The organism is Chryseobacterium echinoideorum, from assembly GCF_007474535.1.
Lineage (GTDB): Bacteria > Bacteroidota > Bacteroidia > Flavobacteriales > Weeksellaceae > Chryseobacterium > Chryseobacterium echinoideorum.
The window spans coordinates 522,217-540,393 of record NZ_VKNW01000001.1 but is presented as its reverse complement, the minus strand read 5'-3'; the positions used below and the strand labels follow the sequence as shown (position 1 = coordinate 540,393).

The 18,177-nt window shown below is 34.8% G+C and carries 19 protein-coding genes; 11 read left to right on the top strand and 8 right to left on the bottom strand.

The annotated features are described in order from the left end of the window. Window positions 1-2: 2 nt before the first annotated feature. Window positions 3-917, bottom strand: a complete 915-nt coding sequence (locus FOL89_RS02330) for a ribonuclease Z (RefSeq protein ID WP_144281233.1) — start codon at window positions 915-917, stop codon at window positions 3-5. A gap of 130 nt (window positions 918-1,047) precedes the next feature. After that, the gene (rdgB, locus tag FOL89_RS02325) at window positions 1,048-1,617 is read right to left on the bottom strand and encodes an RdgB/HAM1 family non-canonical purine NTP pyrophosphatase (protein ID WP_144281232.1); all 570 of its coding nucleotides are present in this window, start codon (window positions 1,615-1,617) and stop codon (window positions 1,048-1,050) included. Between the two features lie 244 nt (window positions 1,618-1,861). On the opposite strand from rdgB, the gene FOL89_RS02320 reads away from it, so the two are divergent. The 4 genes from FOL89_RS02320 to FOL89_RS02305 are packed head-to-tail and all read left to right on the top strand — an operon-like array spanning window position 1,862 to window position 6,933. After that, a complete protein-coding gene (locus tag FOL89_RS02320; protein ID WP_144281231.1) occupies window positions 1,862-2,539 on the top strand; it encodes a TetR/AcrR family transcriptional regulator in 678 nt (225 codons plus the stop codon). Between the two features lie 9 nt (window positions 2,540-2,548). Continuing rightward, entirely contained in the window at window positions 2,549-4,222 is a 1,674-nt protein-coding gene (locus FOL89_RS02315; RefSeq protein WP_144281230.1) for a peptidase domain-containing ABC transporter, read from the top strand. A gap of 4 nt (window positions 4,223-4,226) precedes the next feature. Next, entirely contained in the window at window positions 4,227-5,543 is a 1,317-nt protein-coding gene (locus tag FOL89_RS02310; RefSeq protein ID WP_144281229.1) for an HlyD family secretion protein, read from the top strand. Then, the gene (locus FOL89_RS02305) at window positions 5,527-6,933 is read left to right on the top strand and encodes a TolC family protein (RefSeq protein ID WP_144281228.1); all 1,407 of its coding nucleotides are present in this window, start codon (window positions 5,527-5,529) and stop codon (window positions 6,931-6,933) included. The genes FOL89_RS02310 and FOL89_RS02305 overlap by 17 nt, the downstream gene beginning before the upstream one ends. Before the next feature lie 81 nt (window positions 6,934-7,014). On the opposite strand, the gene FOL89_RS02300 is transcribed toward FOL89_RS02305, so the two are convergent. Both FOL89_RS02300 and FOL89_RS02295 read right to left on the bottom strand, forming a co-directional pair. Continuing rightward, complete coding sequence (locus tag FOL89_RS02300; RefSeq protein WP_144281227.1) at window positions 7,015-7,863, bottom strand: alpha/beta hydrolase family protein; 849 nt, start codon at window positions 7,861-7,863, stop codon at window positions 7,015-7,017. 50 nt (window positions 7,864-7,913) lie between these two features. Then, window positions 7,914-9,434: a polyamine aminopropyltransferase gene (locus FOL89_RS02295; RefSeq protein WP_185146887.1), complete on the bottom strand. Its 1,521-nt coding sequence runs from the start codon at window positions 9,432-9,434 to the stop codon at window positions 7,914-7,916. Window positions 9,435-9,472: 38 nt separating this feature from the next. Here FOL89_RS02295 and FOL89_RS02290 point away from each other — a divergent pair, with 38 nt between their 5' ends. The 5 genes from FOL89_RS02290 (at window position 9,473) to htpG (ending at window position 14,198) form a co-directional block, all read left to right on the top strand. Beyond that, entirely contained in the window at window positions 9,473-10,036 is a 564-nt protein-coding gene (locus FOL89_RS02290) for a nuclear transport factor 2 family protein (protein ID WP_144281225.1), read from the top strand. Next, the gene (locus FOL89_RS02285) at window positions 10,026-11,174 is read left to right on the top strand and encodes a glutathionylspermidine synthase family protein (protein WP_144281224.1); all 1,149 of its coding nucleotides are present in this window, start codon (window positions 10,026-10,028) and stop codon (window positions 11,172-11,174) included. Before FOL89_RS02290 ends, FOL89_RS02285 begins: the two co-directional genes overlap by 11 nt. 11 nt (window positions 11,175-11,185) lie before the next feature. Then, the gene (locus FOL89_RS02280) at window positions 11,186-11,791 is read left to right on the top strand and encodes a hypothetical protein (protein WP_144281223.1); all 606 of its coding nucleotides are present in this window, start codon (window positions 11,186-11,188) and stop codon (window positions 11,789-11,791) included. A gap of 1 nt (window position 11,792) precedes the next feature. Continuing rightward, window positions 11,793-12,176: an adenosylmethionine decarboxylase gene (speD, locus tag FOL89_RS02275; protein WP_144281222.1), complete on the top strand. Its 384-nt coding sequence runs from the start codon at window positions 11,793-11,795 to the stop codon at window positions 12,174-12,176. Between the two features lie 135 nt (window positions 12,177-12,311). Next, window positions 12,312-14,198, top strand: a complete 1,887-nt coding sequence (gene htpG / locus FOL89_RS02270) for a molecular chaperone HtpG (RefSeq protein WP_144281221.1) — start codon at window positions 12,312-12,314, stop codon at window positions 14,196-14,198. Window positions 14,199-14,263: 65 nt separating this feature from the next. Here htpG and FOL89_RS02265 read toward each other — a convergent pair whose 3' ends face one another. Both FOL89_RS02265 and FOL89_RS02260 read right to left on the bottom strand, forming a co-directional pair. Then, window positions 14,264-14,926, bottom strand: a complete 663-nt coding sequence (locus FOL89_RS02265) for a murein L,D-transpeptidase catalytic domain-containing protein (protein ID WP_144281220.1) — start codon at window positions 14,924-14,926, stop codon at window positions 14,264-14,266. Continuing rightward, window positions 14,927-15,625: a TIGR02117 family protein gene (locus FOL89_RS02260; RefSeq protein WP_144281219.1), complete on the bottom strand. Its 699-nt coding sequence runs from the start codon at window positions 15,623-15,625 to the stop codon at window positions 14,927-14,929. It abuts the gene before it with no gap. A 376-nt stretch (window positions 15,626-16,001) separates the two neighbouring features. On the opposite strand from FOL89_RS02260, the gene FOL89_RS02255 reads away from it, so the two are divergent. After that, window positions 16,002-16,493 carry a DUF456 domain-containing protein gene (locus tag FOL89_RS02255; RefSeq protein WP_144281218.1) on the top strand — a complete coding sequence of 164 codons (492 nt, stop codon included), beginning with the start codon at window positions 16,002-16,004 and terminating at the stop codon, window positions 16,491-16,493. Window positions 16,494-16,521: 28 nt separating this feature from the next. Next, entirely contained in the window at window positions 16,522-17,007 is a 486-nt protein-coding gene (locus tag FOL89_RS02250; protein WP_144281217.1) for a hypothetical protein, read from the top strand. Here the strand turns inward: FOL89_RS02250 and FOL89_RS02245 are convergent. Next, entirely contained in the window at window positions 16,994-17,635 is a 642-nt protein-coding gene (locus FOL89_RS02245; RefSeq protein WP_144281216.1) for a uracil-DNA glycosylase, read from the bottom strand. The two genes, FOL89_RS02250 and FOL89_RS02245, sit on opposite strands and share 14 nt — an antisense overlap. Window positions 17,636-17,681: 46 nt before the next feature. Continuing rightward, complete coding sequence (locus FOL89_RS02240) at window positions 17,682-18,176, bottom strand: hypothetical protein (RefSeq protein ID WP_144281215.1); 495 nt, start codon at window positions 18,174-18,176, stop codon at window positions 17,682-17,684. Between the last annotated feature and the right edge of the window lies 1 nt (window position 18,177).

Sequence of the window (18,177 nt, the reverse complement as noted above, 5' to 3'; positions counted from 1 at the left end):
TATCAAATTTTCACACACTCCAGTGCTTTAGGAAGATACGTATTAGGGAAAACATTTCTCGCTTCATCAGTAAAAACCGTTAAGTCACCGTAACGATTAGAGAAGTGACCTAAAATCAACTTTCCAACCTCAGCTTTTTTGGCAATCGTAGCCGCTTCCAACGCAGTAGCATGACCTGTGTAATCTGCCATCTCTTTCAAATCATGAAGAAATGTAGACTCATGGTAAAGAACACTGACATTTTTGATAATAGGAACAACAGATTCTAAATATCTGGTGTCGCTGCAAAATGCATAAGAAACCGGTAGTGCAGGATCTGTTGTCAGAATTTCATTTTTCAGAACATATCCGTCACTCAGCACAAAATCTTTTCCGGCTTTCAGATGATGATAATCGCAAGTCTCAATTTCACTGTATTTAGAGACTTCTTCCATATTAATGTGTCTTTCTTTAGGCTTTTCTCTGAACAAATATCCGTTGCAGTAAATTCTGTGGTTCAGCGGAATGGTGTAAACTTCTACCCTATTATCTTCGTAAATTTTTTCCGAATAATCTTTATCCAGCTCATGATAAATCACTTCGAAGCCACGATGGGTTTCAGTGATGGTAAATATTGTTTCCAGCATTTTTTTTATTCCTTTTGGTCCGTACACATGAAGCGGATTTTCTCTTCCCAAAAGTCTGAAAGATGCGATCAATCCTGGCAAACCAAAACAATGGTCGCCGTGAAGATGCGAAATAAAAATATGATTAATCTTCGAAAATCTTGCTTTGGCTTTTCTAAGCTGTACCTGTGTTCCTTCTCCACAATCAATCAGAAAACAGCGTTCTTCCATTTCCAGAAGCTGTGATGTTGGTGATGTATTAATCGTCGGAATAGCAGAATTAAAGCCTAATATCGTTAAATAAGTACTCAAATCAAAAAAATTATTGAAGGCAAATGTACGATAAATGGTTGAGGTTGAAAATTAGCCTGAAATTATGATTGTTTAAATCAATAAAAAAACAACAGCTTTCAAAACACTACAAAGTTTTTGCTAATCTATTCTATTTATTCAAAAATTCCAGAAATAAATCCAGCGCTTTTTTTCTGTGGCTGATTTTGTTTTTATCTTCAGGATTCATCTCGGCAAAAGTCTTTTCATATCCTTCCGGAACAAAAATCGGATCATATCCGAATCCCTTAAAACCTTTATTTTCATTTAAAAGATTTCCATAAACCCTTCCTTCAAAATATCTTGCTCCGTTTTCGTCATAATAGCAAAGAACGGTAATGAAAAAAGCTTTCCTGTTATCAACACCATCCATTTCTCTCAAAACTTTTCCAATATTTTTGGCAAAATCATGATCTCCTGCATAGCGGGCAGAAAAAATTCCCGGTCTTCCGTCTAAAGCTTCTACAGCCAAACCACTGTCATCTCCCAAACTTGGGATTCCTGTTTTATCGAAGCAGTACTTTGCTTTTATTAATGCGTTGGCATGAAAAGAATTACCATCTTCTACAATTTCTTCATGGATATTGTAATCTGTAAGGCTTTTAACCAAAAACCTATCTTCCAGAATCTGCTGAATTTCTTCCTTTTTGTGAATGTTATGTGTGGCTACTAATAATTCCATGCTTGATTGATCATAATATTGAGTGCGGCAAATTTATAACTTTATTAATGTTTTTCGGGTCTGAAAACAGCAATTCTTATCAAAACTTTATCCGATGAAAGTTATAGATGGCTAATCTACATTTTAGTGAATTCAAATAATAAACAATAATAGCAATACTATTATCAATAATTACAAAATATTAACAAATATTAGTTTTGCTACAATTACCAATAGTTATATATTTGTATCATAAAATTGGAAAATGGAATTTCAGGTTAAATTCAAAGTCAACGAAAATTTATATTTAAAAGATCCCGAAAAAAGTGAAATTGGGAAAGCCATTGTAAAATACTCTATCGAACTGATCTATGAAACAGGTTTCGAAAGTTTCACATTTAAAAAACTGGCTCAAAAAATTAGCTCGACAGAAGCTACTGTTTACAGGTATTTTTCTTCTAAGCATAAACTCCTGACTTATATTCTCAACTGGTATTGGTCTTATATAGAATTTATTTCTAACATCAAACTGCAAGAAATAAAAGAACCCTACCAAAGAATTGAAAAAATACTTGAAATTATTACTCATAACAATCAAACTGATGATAAAATTGAAGATTACGACCTCAACAAACTTCACAGTATTGTAATTTCAGAAAGCAGCAAATCTTACCTTGTAAAAGATGTAGACGAAATCAATCAGGAAATGGTTTTCAGTCCGCTGAAAAGTCTTTGCAGTTTTTTGGGTGAAGTGATCATTCAGGCAAAACCAGATTTCCAGTTTCCTAAATCTTTTGCAAGCACACTGCTGGAAACGGCTCATGACCAACAGTTTTTCAGTGAACACCTTCCTAAACTTACCGATAATCATATTGACAGAATAGATCATAAGCGATATGTTCTCAACTATCTAAGATTCATCACCTTTAATTTGATTAAATAATATTGAACAATGGAAACTTCTCCTAAACAACACGGTCACAATCTTTTCAAATATGTCACGAAAGAGAAGAAAGATGTTACAAATATTTATTTCTACGCTATTCTGAACGGTTTAGTGCATCTTAGCGTTCCGCTTGGGATTCAATCAATTGTGAGTTTTGTAATGGGCGCTACTATGGCAACTTCTATCTATATTCTGATAGGATTTGTAGTTTTGGGAACTTGGCTTGTAGGATATTTCAGGCTAAAAGTAATGCAGATTATAGAAAAAATTCAGCAAAAGATTTTTGTTGAATTTTCCATTGCCTTTGCAGAGAAGCTACCGAAAATAAATCTTTCTGCAACAAGAAAATATTATCTTCCTGAGCTGGTCAACCGTTTTTTTGATACCCAAAATCTTCAGAAAGGAATCTCTAAAATATTACTTGAAATCCCGACGGCACTGATTCAGATTTTCTTCGGAATTTTACTATTGTCTTTCTACCATCCGTGGTTTTTGGTTTTTGGCGCACTGGTTGTCATTTGTGTGATTGTAATATTCAGGTATACAATGGAAAGCGGGATTAAATCCAGCATCGAAGAAAGTGATAAAAAATACGAAGTTGCCTCTTGGATAGAAGATATTGCAGCGTCTATCAAGACTTTTAAACTAAATTCTAAAACAGAAATACACCTTGCAGGAACCGACGAAAGAGTGGTAAAATACCTGAATGACCGTACAACACATTTCAAAGTTTTAGTTTTCCAGTACAAAACAATTATTGCTTTTAAAGTTGTCATTACATTGGTAATGCTTGCTATAGGAACCTATCTTTTAGTTAACCAACAGCTGAATATTGGTGCTTTCATTGCAACAGAAATTGTAGTTTTGAGTATTATGATGGCTGTTGAAAAGCTTATTATCAGCCTAGAAAGTTATTATGACGTAATTGCCTCACTGGCAAAACTTCACAAAGTAACCGACTTGCCGGAAGAAACTATGGGAGCCATCAATTTTGAAGAAGAAAATACAGGTTTTGAGATTGAATTTCGAGAGGTGAATTTTGCATTCAATGATTACCAGAAAATTTTAGAAAATATTAATTTTAAAATCTCCGAAAACACTATTAATATTGTTACAGGAGAATTGGGTTCTGGAAAATCGCTCCTACTCAATATGATGACCGGGTTCTACGAACCAAGCTTCGGAACTATCTTGTTTGATAAAATTCCAATCAGGAATATTGATAGAATCTCCCTAAGAAACCAAATCGGAATGTATCTGGAGGATATGACGATTATTAAAGGGACTGTGTACGAAAATATCATTCTTGGCCACAACGAAACTTCTGCTGAAGAAATTTTAGACATTTCTGAAAAAATAGGAATTGAAAACTTCTCTAGCCAGTTCAGCAACGGCTTTTTTACCGACATCAGCGAAACCGATACTGAAATTTCGTTCAGTTCCAAAAAGAAAATTCTGCTTCTGAGAGCAATGGTGGGCGCAAGAAGATTATTAATTCTGGAAGATCCTTTAGACGGAATGAACGATGAATTTAAAACAAAAATGAGACAATATCTTTTAAAACTGAAGGAAACAACTACCGTCATTATTGTTTCGCAAGATGAAAGCCTCATTAATGATGCCGATCAGCATCTTCATATAGAAGAAGGAACGGTGAAAATTTTATTTAATAAACATTAAAATAATGAAACTGCAATCAGTCGACAAAATATACCTTATCAATAAAGAGTCACGGGTAAAAAGATGGTTTCTTTTTATCTTTCTTGGTGGTATTATCGTTTTATTTCTACCATGGACACAAAATATCAAAGTTAAAGGAAATGTAACAACGCTCTACCAAGAGCAGCGTCCGCAACAACTAAACTCACCGATTCCGGGAAGAATCATCAAATGGTATGTAAAAAGCGGAGATTATGTAAAAAAAGGAGACACAATCCTCCAGCTTTCTGAAGTAAAGGAAGATTATCTGGATCCTCTCTTGGTAAAACGAACAGAGCAACAAGTGGAAGCTAAAAAAGGTGTAAGAGATTATTACGAAGCCAAAGTAGGAACTACAAACAACCAGATTGAAGCACTGAACTCTGCAAGAGATCTGAAACTTAGCCAGCTGAAAGTAAAAATAAGCCAGCTGAATAATAAATTGGAAGGCGAAGAAGCAGAACTACAGGCAGCAAAAAATGAACTTCGCATGTCGGAAGATCAGTTTGAAAGACAGAAAAAAATGTATGATGAAGGTTTGGTATCACTTACACAATTTCAGCAAAGAAGTGTTTCTTATCAAAATTCATTGGCAAAAAAAACATCTATTGAAAACAAACTGGCTCAAACACGACAGGAAATTGTAAACGTGAGCATTGAGCAGAATGCTACTATACAGGACTATAATGAAAAACTAAGCAAAACAGAAGGCGACAGATTCCAGAGTATGGGACAAATTGAAGGAAGTGACGGTGATATTGCTAAACTTGAGAATCAGGTTGCCAATTACAGAGCCAGACAAGGTTTGTATTTCGTGATTGCTTCGCAGGACGGTCAGGTTGTACAGATCAATAAAGCAGGAATCGGAGAAATCCTGAAAGACGGTGAAAGTATAGGAGTCATTGTTCCCGAAAATGTAGATTATGCAGTGGAGATTTATATTAAACCCGTTGATTTGCCTTTGATCAAAGAAGGACAGCGTGTAATGTTTATTTTCGATGGTTTTCCGGCAATTGTTTTCTCCGGATGGCCCAACTCAAGCTATGGTACTTTTGCTGGAAAAGTGATTGCCGTTGAAAGTAATATCAGTGCCAATGGCTTATTTAAAGCATTAGTCATTCAGGATAAAAATGAAAAACAATGGCCGCCAAAAATTAAAATGGGAACCGGTGTTCAGGGAATTGCTATTTTGAATGATGTCCCGATCTGGTACGAATTATGGCGAAACATCAACGGATTCCCGCCTGATTATTACGAAGTGAACACAACTGATAAATCTACAGGAAATGAAAAAAGTAAATAATATATTTTCAGCTTTTCTAATTCTGTTTTCTATCCAGTTCTCTTTTGCGCAGGATTCTCTGAAACTCTCGCACCAGGAATTTATGAATATTGTTAAAAATTATCATCCGATGGCTTTCAAGTATCAGCTTCAGAACAGGATTGCCAACGAAGAAATTACCAAGGCAAGAGGAAATTTCGATCCTGTAATTGCCGGAAAGCTTGGGGAGAAAAATATTGACGGTAAAAAATATTATACCCAAAGAAATATTGAACTTGGGATTCCTACATGGTATGGAATTGATATTACTGGGAGCTACAATTATCTGGAAGGCGAAAAGCTCAACAGCAGCGAAACGCCGGGTGGATTATACCAATTCGGAATTACAGTTCCATTAGCTAAAAATCTTTTGTACGATCGAAGAAGAGCCATGCTGGATCAGGCAAAATTCGGATTGAGAATGACAGAAGCGGAACAGACTGTACTCACCAACGAACTTCTTTTAGATGCGGAAAATACCTTTTGGGAATGGGTGAAAAATTATGAAATATATAAGCTCCAAAAATCTGCCGTTCAGATCAACAAAAAACGTCTGGAATTAACAAAAAAAACATACGAATTTGGTGAAAGACCTGCAATTGATACTGTAGAAGCCGCCTCACAGCTGCAAAGTTTTGAACTTCAGGAAAGGGATGCTTTTTTAAACTTTGTAAAAAGTACGCAGGATTTGCAGATGTTTCTTTGGAAAGAAAATCAGGAATTCTATGAAATTTCGCAACTTATTTTTCCGTCATCCAGTCTGGATGAACATTCAGGGTACAGTGATTATGAACTTCTTGTGGAAAATGTAAAATCCAGACAGCTGGAAAATCATGCGTCATTGGAATATTATTTTCAGAAACAAAATATTTTAGAAAGTGAACGAAGACTGAAATGGCAAAGCTTTCTTCCTAAAATTGATTTTACTTACAATTTTTTTAATAAAGAAAATTATAGCCCGGATTATCTTCCTCTTTTTGATAACAACTTTCAATACGGATTGAAGTTGGAAATTCCGGTTTTCATGAGGCAGGCAAGAGCCGATTATCAGATTGCCAAACTAAAGATTTCACAAAACCAGCAGGATTCTCAGATGAAATTCCGTGAAATCAATACCAAAATTGAAACTTATAGAAACGAAGTCAGTAATTATTTTACTCAAATTGATATTTCAACACAGAATCTCAGCAACTATGAGCGGCTATTAAACGCTGAAGAAACTAGATTCAGCAACGGTGAAAGCTCATTATTCCTGATCAATTCAAGAGAAAACAAATTATTGGAAGCCCGTGAAAAAAACCTGGATCTGAAAGCCAAGTTTCTAAAAAGCTACAACAAGCTGAAATGGCTGAACGAGAACTTTTTAAGATAAATTTTCTGAAATAATATTAAACTAAAAAGGCTTTAGCATTTCAATTTTCGCTAAAGCCTTTTGTAATGTATTGTTCTAAGATTATTCATTCACAATTTTATTTTTAATAAATTCAATTGCTTTTTCTACAGCCTTATTAAGATCTGAAGGCAGCTCTGTACTTCCCCATGGTTCTGAAGCTCCAAAAGTGTGATTGGCATTCTCAATTAAAAAAAGTTCGGAATTAGGATTTAAAAAACGGAGATGTTCAGCATTTTTCACACTTACACTATCGTCTTTTGTTCCGTGAATGATCAGAAAATGTGCTTTTGCTGTTTCGGCAGCCCTTTCCACATCAAAGCGAAGCTCATTGGTTTGGTAATCTTCAAAAAACTGATAATAATGAGGCATTTGTTGTTTTGTTCTTCCGTTTTCCACGTAATACACACCATTTTTTTTCCAGTTTTCGAGTGCTTCATCTTTGGGGAAACGTGCAAGAGAATCAACGCTTGCCAATGTAATCAGACCATTTATTCTCGTGTCTTCAGAAGTTTTCACTAAAGAAATTCCACCACCCCTACTGTGACCTATAAGGATAATTTTCTCCGGATTTATCTGAGGTTTTTTGGTAAAATGATCTAAAACAAAACTTAAATCTAAAAGCTCTTTAGAATAATTATTGTTACCAAAGGCTTCAAGATCTTCAAAATTTTCGGGATTCTGAACGGTGGTTCCGTTGTGCGAAAAATTAAATTTTACAAAGTAAAAACCTGCTTCAGCAAATTTTTCAGCCATCAGATCCCATGCTCCCCAATCTTTGTAGCCTTTATATCCATGAACAAAAATGAGCAGCGGTAACTGATGGTCAGCTTTTGGATAAAATGCATCTGCTAGAAAATCTTTTGTTTCTGGATTTGAAAGTATACTATTTTTATCGGTAATAATTTCCATACTGGCTTTTTGAATGTATATAGATTGATTGAAAAGAAAATTTTATGCCATCAGTTGGTCGTCATATCTGTCTTCCATTTGTACCAGTCATCAAGGAAGTAATCCAAAACCACAGGATTATCTATGGTATTGATTTTTGTGGAAACAATACTGATGTCTTTAGGAAGTTCAAATGAATTGATAAAAGCATTTTCGGTAAGGAATTTCAGATTTTCAGGAATTTTCCGGTGTTTTTTTTCATTAAATTCAGTATTTTTTGCAATAGTATATCCCCAATATCCAAAAGACGGCACATACACCTGATACGTTTTGGTATAATCAAAAATAGAATTCACCGTATTTTTAATACAGCTGAAAGCCGTGTTAGAATAATACACTTCACCGGACTGCGTTACAAAAACTCCGTCTGCCTTCAAATTTCTTTTGGCAAGACCAAAAAACTGCTTACTGTAAAGTTTTGCAATGGCATCAACGGAAGGATCGGGCAAATCAGCAATGATAACATCATATTCTTTAATATTGTTTTTCAGAAAAGTAAAAGCATCATCAGCAATAAGATTTACTCTAGGATCCAGAGAAGCTTTATTATTTATCTTCAGAAGATATTTATTTTTTTTTGACAAATTAAACATCATCTGATCAATATCTACCACATCAATATTTTTCACACTCGGGTGTTTCAGAACCTCTCTGCTGGCTAAATTTTCCCCGCCTCCAAGAATTAAAATATTTTTCGGATTATCGTGAATCAGTAACGGAATGTGTACCAGCATTTCATGATAACGGTATTCATCTTTAGAGCTGAATTGTATTGAGCGATTCAAAAAAAGTTTCACATCATCATTGTTTTTTGTAATGACAATTTTCTGATATGGTGTCTGAATATTTTCCACAATCGGACTTTTGTATATTTTTTCTTCCCAAACTTTCAGCATTGATCCCGTTGTAACAACCATTACGATGAGAAAAGCCAACACGAAAACTCCGAAATAAAAAGTTTTGTTTCTTTTTTTTAATAACTTCTGACTCAGCCAAAGTCCCAATATAATATTCACAATCCCAAAAAGAAGCGACGAATAAAACAGTCCTACAAAAGGAAGCAGAAGAAAAGGAAAAATAAGGGTAGCAATCAGCCCTCCAATATAATCCAGCGACAAAAAATTGGAAAGATTATCCTTATACTCCTCACTTTCATTCATAAAAGTAAGAAGCGGAACTTCCATTCCCGTAATCAATCCGATAAAAAACATGATCACCAGACAAAAAGCCTGTAAAACTCCGGGACTTACATTCACAAAGAGAAAATACAGAAGAGGAACCGAAATTCCGCCTATTAAACCCAATACAACCTCAATGAAAACAAAAAAATCCAGTGGTTTTTCTTTAAAAAATTTTGATAAATAAGCCCCAATCCCCATCGAAAACATGTAAACACCAATGAGAATAGAAAACTGCATGACACCGTTACCAAGGAAGTAAGTTGCCGTAGCACTGATGAGTAACTCGTAAATAATTGAGCATAATCCTGCAACAAAAACTGAAAAAGCTAAAATTTTTATTTTTGGTTTCAAAATATTATTTATATTTGATTTTAAACTTATTTCCAAATATGAAGAAAAATTCTTTTACTATTTGTATTTTTTCAAAAAAAAATATTCTCTTCCCAGCAATGGCATTTAGCCTGCTCACTTTACAAAGTTGCGGCGGAGACGGGAGTCCCAGAATTAAAGATGGGGAATCGGTAACAATTAAAGAATCATCAAAAGGTACAGTTACCGAGGTTGAAGAAGTAAAACCAGGTGATGATTTTAAAATTATTGATGAAAAAATCATTGATGACAAAGCGAAATCTACCGCAATCGTACATTATCTCAACGGAAAAACAGACACTCTGTCTCTTCAAAAACTGAAAAGCGAGTCACAGTCCGGCAATCACGCACACTCTGCACTCAGAGGAGTTTTGATGTACTCATTGGCTTCAGCATTTTTCAGCAGAAATCTTGCCAACACCACTCCCAATTCCAGCTATTACAAAAGCGCAGATGCCTACAACAAATCTACCGGTCTGAAAAATGATATGGTAAAAACAGCAACCTCCCGCAGAATAACTACTCCGGGAAGAGCTTCAAGAGGATACGGCGCAGGAAAATCTTTCAGATCTTATGGAGGATAACAGATTTCAGGAAATAAAAAAGATCCGGAAAAAAGATATGCCAGTTCAGCTGCAGTGGTTTGCAGATGAAGATTATCTGTTTGAAGAAGTCTTGGGTCTTCATACTTCTGAAGTGAGCAAATTTACTTTTATCACACAGGAAGCTTACTCAGTTTTTGAAAAAGCAACTGATAAAATTATTCAGGACAGAAATCTGCATCTATTGGATATTCCGCAGTTTTTTCATGGAATTATTGAAAAAACATGGGAGGAAAGAAAAAAACATCCTCTTTTATACGGAAGATTTGACATCAATGGCGGGATTGATGAAAGAAATGCAAAAGTTATCGAATTCAATGCAGATACTTGTTCTACGCTCCCTGAAACCATCTTGTGGCAAAAGCTTCAGCTGGAACAGATCAAATCTCCGATGGGACAGTTTAATAAGCTGGAACGTGATCTTGAAACCACCCTTTCAAATCTCAAGAAAAACATTCCTTACGACAAGCCTTATCTTTTGGCATCTTCATTTGGTCATAAAGAAGACAGGCTCAACTGTGACATAGTTTTGAACGCTGCTTACAAAGCCGGATACGATGTTTTTTATACTGATCTGGAAAAAGTGACATTTTCTGATGAAGGTATTTTCTTTGAAATTGGCGGAGAGTTTCAGCCCGTAGATGTCTGGTTTAAAATGATTCCTTGGGACTGGATGTTTGACGAAGAACCCGAATTGGCAAAACTGTTGATAGAAATTATTGAAAAAGATCTGGCAATTATTCTTAATCCTCCATACACTGCTGTATGGCAGAATAAATTGTTTCTGAATTACATTACCCAGCATTTTCCCAATACTTTTATTGCAGAGACATACGACAACGCATCATTTCTTGCAGGAAAAGATTATGTGGAAAAACCTGTTTACGGAAGAATGGGAGAAAATGTAAGAATTGTCCACAAAAACATTCAGTCTGAGGGTGATTTTGCACAGCAGAAAAAGATTTATCAACGATATTATCCTTTAGATAAGGATCGGGAAAACTACTATTATCAGGCAGGCGTTTTCTATACTTTCCAGCCATCTGCCATTAATTTCAGAGCAGAAAACAAAGAAATTATCACCAATAATTGTGAATTTGTGTCACATTACATTATTTAAAAATTAATAACATGAAAAATATATTCTTAATACTTTTTGCAGCTTTTGCCCTATGTTCTTGCGGAAAAGGAAGTGTAGATCTTGCCATTGACAATCCCACAGATCATTCAATCATTGTAAAAGTAGATACCCTTACAGTGGAAGTTCCTGCAAAAGAAGTAGTATGGGTAGAAATGGGGAAAGGAGAACATCTTATAACTCTGGAAGATGACACCAAAACAAAATATAATTTTACCCAGAATGCCTATTTCCTTAATCCAACCAAAAATGAATATCTGAAAACAGAAGAGTTCTACGGAAGTCCTTCTTATCAGAATAGTTTTGCGCATAAGCTGCCTAATAAAAAAATTGAATTTTACGGAATGCCGCTCGAAGGAAATTTTGATGTAGTGAAAGAACTTATCAACCCTATTTCGTGGGATTACGGTCCGAGAGAAGAGCTGCCTGAAATGATTGAAATGGAAGAGCAATATGAGGTTATGATTAAATTATATGACCTGAATGAGTTTGCCAACTTAATTACCCGTGCATCTGAAGAAGCACAGATCAACGGCGAAGATTCAATATCTTCTGACAGCATCAGTGTAGAACCACCGGTAAGCAAATCCATCAATTAATATGACTTCGGATTATCATACCATCGGATATCACACGATTTGGGATATTTACGGATGTAATATTCAAAAGTCATCTTTTGTTCCAGAAATAAAAATCATTCTCAATAAGGTTGTTGCAGAGTTAAATTTGGGAAAAGTGCAGGAAGCATACAAACAGTTTCAGCCATTTGGTGCAACAGGATTTATCCTGCTGGAAGAAAGCCACATCAGCATTCATACGTGGCCCGAAAAAGAATTTGCTGCGATAGATGTATTTTCCTGTAAACCTTTTGATATGGAAAAGATTAATTCTATTTTAAAAGATTTTTTTGAAACTGACGAGATTAATACTAAAGTCATTACAAGAGGTGAACTCGCCAAAATGAAAATTGGAAACCACAACTAATTATCAATTGTTACAATCAAATATATGAATCACCTGAAAATTCGGGTGATTTTTTTATTACTTATGTCAAAATGGCAGTTTAGAAATCATGGTATTTTTTTTGAGAATCATAAGAAAATTTAAAATCAAATAATTATGACTAAAGGAAATATTAATGTTTCAGTGGAAAATATTTTTCCGTTGATTAAAAAATTTCTTTACAGCGATCACGAAATATTTTTAAGAGAATTAATTTCCAATGCAACAGATGCAACTCTTAAATTAAAACATTTAACCTCAATTGGTGAAGCAAAGGTAGAGTACGGAAATCCTAAAATTGAAGTGAAGATTGATAAAGAAAACAAAAAACTTCACATCATTGATCAGGGAATCGGGATGACCGGAGAAGAGGTGGAAAAATACATCAATCAGGTAGCTTTTTCAGGAGCTGAAGAGTTTTTGGAGAAATATAAAGATTCGGCTAAAGATTCAGGAATTATCGGTCATTTCGGACTTGGTTTCTATTCTGCGTTTATGGTGGCAGAAAAAGTAGAAATTATCTCTAAATCTTACAAAGATGAACTGGCTGTTCACTGGGTTTGTGACGGAAGTCCTGAGTTTACTTTAGAAGAAACAACTGCAAAAACTGACAGAGGAACAGAAATCATCCTTCATATTGCTGAAGATTCTACAGAATTTTTAGAAGAATTCAGAATCCGTGAATTGTTGACAAAATACAACAAATTCATGCCTGTTCCAATTAAATTCGGAACAAAAAAAGAAACCCTTCCTTTACCTGAAGGCGCAGCAGAAGATGCGGTTGCAGAAACTGTTGACGTTGATAATATAATCAACAATCCTACTCCGGCTTGGACAAAAGCTCCAAGTGAACTGAAAGACGAAGATTACAAAGCATTTTATCATGAGCTTTATCCTATGCAGTTTGAAGAGCCTTTGTTTAATATTCACCTCAATGTAGATTATCCTTTCAATCTTACAGGTATTTTATATTTCCCTAAGCTTAGCAATAACCTGAATATCGAAAAAGACAAAATTCAGCTGTACCAAAACCAGGTTTTTGTAACGGATGAAGTAAAGGGTATTGTTCCCGACTTTTTAATGCTGCTTCGCGGAGTGATCGACTCTCCTGATATTCCGTTGAATGTTTCCCGTTCTTATCTTCAGGCAGATGGTGCGGTAAAGAAAATTTCTTCTTACATCACCAAAAAAGTTGCCGATAAGATGGCTTCATTAATCAATGAAAACCGCGAAGATTACGAGAAAAAATGGAATGACATTAAGATCGTTATTGAATACGGAATGATTTCTGAAGAAAAATTCTTCGAAAAATCAGACAAGTTTGCATTATATCCTACTAGTGAAGGCAAATATTTCCTCTGGAACGAACTGGAAGAAAAAATCAAGCCTATCCAAACCGACAAAGACGGCAATCTGGTAATTTTATATGCAACCAACGCAGACGAGCAGCATTCTTACATTCAGTCGGCTAAAGATAAAGGCTACGAAGTATTGCTATTAGACTCACCGATTGTTCCTCACCTTATTCAAAAACTGGAAACGTCTAAAGAGAAAATTCAGTTTGCAAGAGTAGATGCAGATCACATCAATAATTTAATCAAAAAAGATGAACCTGCTATCTCAAAACTCAATGAAACAGAGAAAGAATCTTTAAAGAAAACGGTTGAAGAATCTATCAACGATAAAAAATTTACTGTACAGCTTGAAGATTTAGACAGCACAGATGCTCCTTTCACCATTACTCAGCCTGAGTTTATGCGAAGAATGAAAGATATGCAGGCTACAGGCGGCGGCGGAATGTTCGGAATGGGAGGTTTTCCCGAGATGTACAATCTGGTGGTAAACTCCAATAGTGAATTTGCTTCAAAAATTTTAGCGAATGAAAATGTGGAAGAAAAAAATAATCAGATAAAATACGCTTTGGATCTTGCAAAACTATCGCAGAATTTGCTGAAAGGTAAAGAGCTTACAGATTTTATCCAGAGAAGTTATAAACAGTTATAAAAATAACACCATTATCATCAGCTAGAGCCTCGGCAAATCGAGGCTCTTTTGTTGTTTGTATAAAATTACTGATAAATCCACATCAGAATAGGTTTGCCATGTTTTTGCAGAAGTGCATCAATTTCCTTCATGGCATTATTGGAAACTGTGGGACAACCCCATCCTTCCGGTGAGCCGTTTGGAAAAACTTCTTCATCGCTCATTAGTTCCCAGGAATGGAAAACGATAAATCTTTTCAGCGCATTAGTATTGGAATCCTCCATACCATGCATCAGGTATTTTACATGAATTCCCCAATCGCTGTAACCTCTTCCCGAAAGCTTATATTTACCTAAAGAAGAAAGATGACTGCCATCTTCATTGCTGAATTCAGGTTTGTCTTTTGATTCGTCTCTGCTCCAAGAGTTGATTCCGCAGCCGTGACCCACCAGATAAGTATTGAGTATTTTCTGATTTTTAAAATCCCATACTACAAATCTTTTTACTCCTGAATGAAGGCTCATATCAATCAGAATACAGATTTCAGTACTTAGTTTTTTAGATTTGGCAAATTCTAAAGCCTTGTTTGCTTTATTTTTTGTTTTAACCCAATCAATGGCAGGCTTTTTCAGCTCAATAATATCGCCATCTTTAAAATCTAATTTTTTCTGTGCCTCAATAAGCTGATCTTTCGTACATGATAAAAGAACGAAAGAAAATATGATAATACAATATGACTTTAAGACCATTTATTGGTAATGTAAAAATATTCCGTAATCAGAAGGTGTCCAGAATGCCGCTTTTTGTCCGGCTGCTTTCAGTGCATCATTTGCCCAGGTGTTGCAGGTATTAAGAAAGCTGTATCTGCCTTTAGCATCATAAAAGGCATCATTATCCCCGTAAACCGCATCAGTAGGAATAAGAATATAATTTCCAAGACCGTCTTTATCAAATTTCGCATCCACAAAGTCAACCAGTTTCATATATTGATCATGGCTGATCATTATTTTTTTACAATCATCAGCTTCTGTCATGATACGGTAAAAAGAGCAATGCATTGCAGATTCGCTCATCCAGAACGCTGCCTTGACAGCTGTTGAAAATTTCAGATCTGCCCAAGTCGGTGTATCGAGATAAAAACCTTTATCACCCCATCCTATTCCAACGAACTGATAATCTGTTTTTCCTGATTTGGTATCCGAAAAAGGAATTTTGGAACTCCAGTCATGAATATCATTTTTTACAGGCATCACAATATCAGTATGCACTCCGTTTGTATAAATATAAATCGGAATTTCTTTAGCCTCGCCATCCTCTTTTTCCGAAACTTCGATAAATGGCAGCAAATACCCCAACAGTGCATAAATTAAAATAATTCCAATAAGAAAACCTGCAACCTTCAGCAGGATTATAAGAACCGATTTTATGCTCAAATTTTTAATGTACATAAACAAAATTTAATTTTATTTTTTGTTAAAAGTATTTATTTTAATTGAAAAATTGATTAAATTTAGTTATCAAACGTTCACAAATATGCATAAAAAACCAAAATCTCAGAAAAGGTTTAAAATAAGAGTAAAAACAGCTCCCAAAAGATCACAGAAAAAGCGTTGATTTTTTAATTTTTATTTATTGAAAACCAGCAGATTTTAAATTTTCTCCGGATAATTTCGGAGATAATGAAACGGCATCAATTCTCATTACTTTTTTAGACAGAAAATTACTTTATCAAAAGAAATTATTTTCTATTTTTCTGTTATTAAAATTCTATTTTGAAACCCTAGCATGCTTTTTGTGAAACAACCTTGATTTTACTTTTCATTTATGGATCACTCATTAATTACAATATTCAGCATTATCCTTTTAATATTAGGAATTCTGGGAACTTTTTTACCGGTTTTACCGGGATTGGTACTAAGCCTTGCCGGTCTCTTAATCTATAAATATGGGACAGATTCGGATCTCTCCATCATTTATATCTGGGCATTTGTAATTTTAACCCTTGCTTCAGCAGTTCTGAATTATGTAATTCCGGCAAAGACGAACAGGAAATATGGCGGAACACGTTGGGGAAGTATCGGTTCTGTGATAGGAACCATTGTGGGAATGTTTTTGCCGATTCCGCTTGGTTTTCTGGTAGGAATGTTTGCCGGAGTTTTTGTTGGAGAACTTCTGCACGACAGTAAAGACCTCACCAAAGCCTGGAAATCTACTAAAGGAGCTTTTATCGGATTTCTTTACGGAACAGGATTTAATCTGGTTGTAGGAATTGCTATGTTTTTAGTAGTCTTGCTGGATATTTTTAATATTATATAACTTTAAAAAAAAAATAATAAATTTAGATATGAAAGAAAAAGCAATCTTGCTATTTGCCCTTATCTTATTGGTAAACTGCAGTTCTCAGAAAAATATTGCTCAGACATCCACAAAATCTGAAAAAACTTCGATAGAAAATAAAAACATTATTTATTTCAAAGAAGGGGAAAACAAATTTCTGAAAGAATATCAGATGAATGTAACTTTCAAAGGGATTTCTGAAGACAGCCGTTGTCCGCAGGGAACACAATGCATCTGGTCCGGAGTGGCTGTTGCAGATGTGGAACTAATGAGTACAACAAGTCGTCCGGTAATGATACGACTTTCAACACAGGAAACCTCAGGCAAAGACTACCATAAAGTTCATTATTTTAACGGATATAAAATCTCTCTGATAGAGGTCACTCCCTATCCAACGGAAAAAAGTAACGCAAAATCATTGCCCGGACAATACACAATAGGAATTTCTATTACTAAAGATCCGGAATTACGAGATTCAACTACCACAAGATAGGTTTCTTTCCTTTTGAAACCAAATATTCATTGATTTTTGAAAAAGGTTTGCTCCCATAAAATCCCCTGTGAACAGAAAACGGAGAAGGATGAGCAGACTTTAATATAAAATGTTTAGCCGGATCAATGAGTTCGGCTTTTTTTTGTGCAAAAGCGCCCCACAAAACAAAAACTACGTTTTCCTTTTTATCTGAAATTTCTTTGATGATAAAATCTGTAAATTTTTCCCAGCCTAAATCTTTATGCGAATTGGGAGAATGTGCACGAACCGTTAAAGTGGCATTCAGCAATAAAACCCCCTGTTTTGCCCAATCATCCAGCTCTTTTGAGTTTCTTTCAATTCCCAGATCATTTTTCATTTCAGTAAAAATATTTTTAAGCGAAGGCGGTGCAATCACCTGCTCAGAAACTGAAAAACACAACCCGTTTGCCTGATAATCATTATGATAAGGATCCTGCCCAATGATAACGACTTCAATATCTTCAAAAGGTGTGATTTCCAATGCTCTGAAAATCTGATTTTTTGGCGGAAAAACTTTTGTTGTGGAGTATTCCTGTTTTACTTTTTCCCAAAGGTTGGTAAAGTATTCTGTGTTTTTTATGGGGGCTAAAATTTCTGTCCAGGTCATAAGATTCAATTTGAGAATTTGAAAATGATTGAATTTAAAAATTTATTTAAACGTTGTAATTGATATTTAATTCAAAAGTATCTGGTTTTCTATTTCTAATTTTTTCGTAGAACACATCATTCTTAAAATTTAAGATTAACTTTTCATATAAATTCTCATCATTCTTTAAATCATCTGCCCTCAATTCAATACTTTTACTATAATATGATTCACAACTAACAGAATCAAAATTTAGATCAAATTCTATTTCTATTGTCTCATCTGTGTCATCAGAAAATTTGAAGGAGCGCATAAATGATAAAGTTAAACAATCATTATGATTCCGATGTAGACTAATATATAAAGAATCTGACGAAAGTATAAATATTTCTTGAGGATATAAAGCTAAGAAAAAATCAACTATTTTAACCTCTTTATAATGGCTTACCATCGCATTAAGAGCATTCTCGGCTGTAAAGTCAACTTTAGAAGCAAATAATTCCAGATAATCATTAACAGATTCTATCAAAAAATCAGAGGCTTTATAAAGGTTTGCATACATG

What these genes read in the sequence shown, in the direction of transcription:
- rdgB (WP_144281232.1), bottom strand. Translation starts at nt 1,617, where the DNA reads ATGGAATTATTAGTAGCCACACATAACATTCACAAAAAGGAAGAAATT.
- FOL89_RS02320 (WP_144281231.1), top strand. Translation starts at nt 1,862, where the DNA reads ATGGAATTTCAGGTTAAATTCAAAGTCAACGAAAATTTATATTTAAAA.
- FOL89_RS02315 (WP_144281230.1), top strand. Translation starts at nt 2,549, where the DNA reads ATGGAAACTTCTCCTAAACAACACGGTCACAATCTTTTCAAATATGTC.
- FOL89_RS02310 (WP_144281229.1), top strand. Translation starts at nt 4,227, where the DNA reads ATGAAACTGCAATCAGTCGACAAAATATACCTTATCAATAAAGAGTCA.
- FOL89_RS02305 (WP_144281228.1), top strand. Translation starts at nt 5,527, where the DNA reads ATGAAAAAAGTAAATAATATATTTTCAGCTTTTCTAATTCTGTTTTCT.
- FOL89_RS02300 (WP_144281227.1), bottom strand. Translation starts at nt 7,863, where the DNA reads ATGGAAATTATTACCGATAAAAATAGTATACTTTCAAATCCAGAAACA.
- FOL89_RS02290 (WP_144281225.1), top strand. Translation starts at nt 9,473, where the DNA reads ATGAAGAAAAATTCTTTTACTATTTGTATTTTTTCAAAAAAAAATATT.
- FOL89_RS02285 (WP_144281224.1), top strand. Translation starts at nt 10,026, where the DNA reads ATGGAGGATAACAGATTTCAGGAAATAAAAAAGATCCGGAAAAAAGAT.
- FOL89_RS02280 (WP_144281223.1), top strand. Translation starts at nt 11,186, where the DNA reads ATGAAAAATATATTCTTAATACTTTTTGCAGCTTTTGCCCTATGTTCT.
- speD (WP_144281222.1), top strand. Translation starts at nt 11,793, where the DNA reads ATGACTTCGGATTATCATACCATCGGATATCACACGATTTGGGATATT.
- htpG (WP_144281221.1), top strand. Translation starts at nt 12,312, where the DNA reads ATGACTAAAGGAAATATTAATGTTTCAGTGGAAAATATTTTTCCGTTG.
- FOL89_RS02265 (WP_144281220.1), bottom strand. Translation starts at nt 14,926, where the DNA reads ATGGTCTTAAAGTCATATTGTATTATCATATTTTCTTTCGTTCTTTTA.
- FOL89_RS02260 (WP_144281219.1), bottom strand. Translation starts at nt 15,625, where the DNA reads ATGTACATTAAAAATTTGAGCATAAAATCGGTTCTTATAATCCTGCTG.
- FOL89_RS02255 (WP_144281218.1), top strand. Translation starts at nt 16,002, where the DNA reads ATGGATCACTCATTAATTACAATATTCAGCATTATCCTTTTAATATTA.
- FOL89_RS02250 (WP_144281217.1), top strand. Translation starts at nt 16,522, where the DNA reads ATGAAAGAAAAAGCAATCTTGCTATTTGCCCTTATCTTATTGGTAAAC.
- FOL89_RS02245 (WP_144281216.1), bottom strand. Translation starts at nt 17,635, where the DNA reads ATGACCTGGACAGAAATTTTAGCCCCCATAAAAAACACAGAATACTTT.
- FOL89_RS02240 (WP_144281215.1), bottom strand. Translation starts at nt 18,176, where the DNA reads ATGTATGCAAACCTTTATAAAGCCTCTGATTTTTTGATAGAATCTGTT.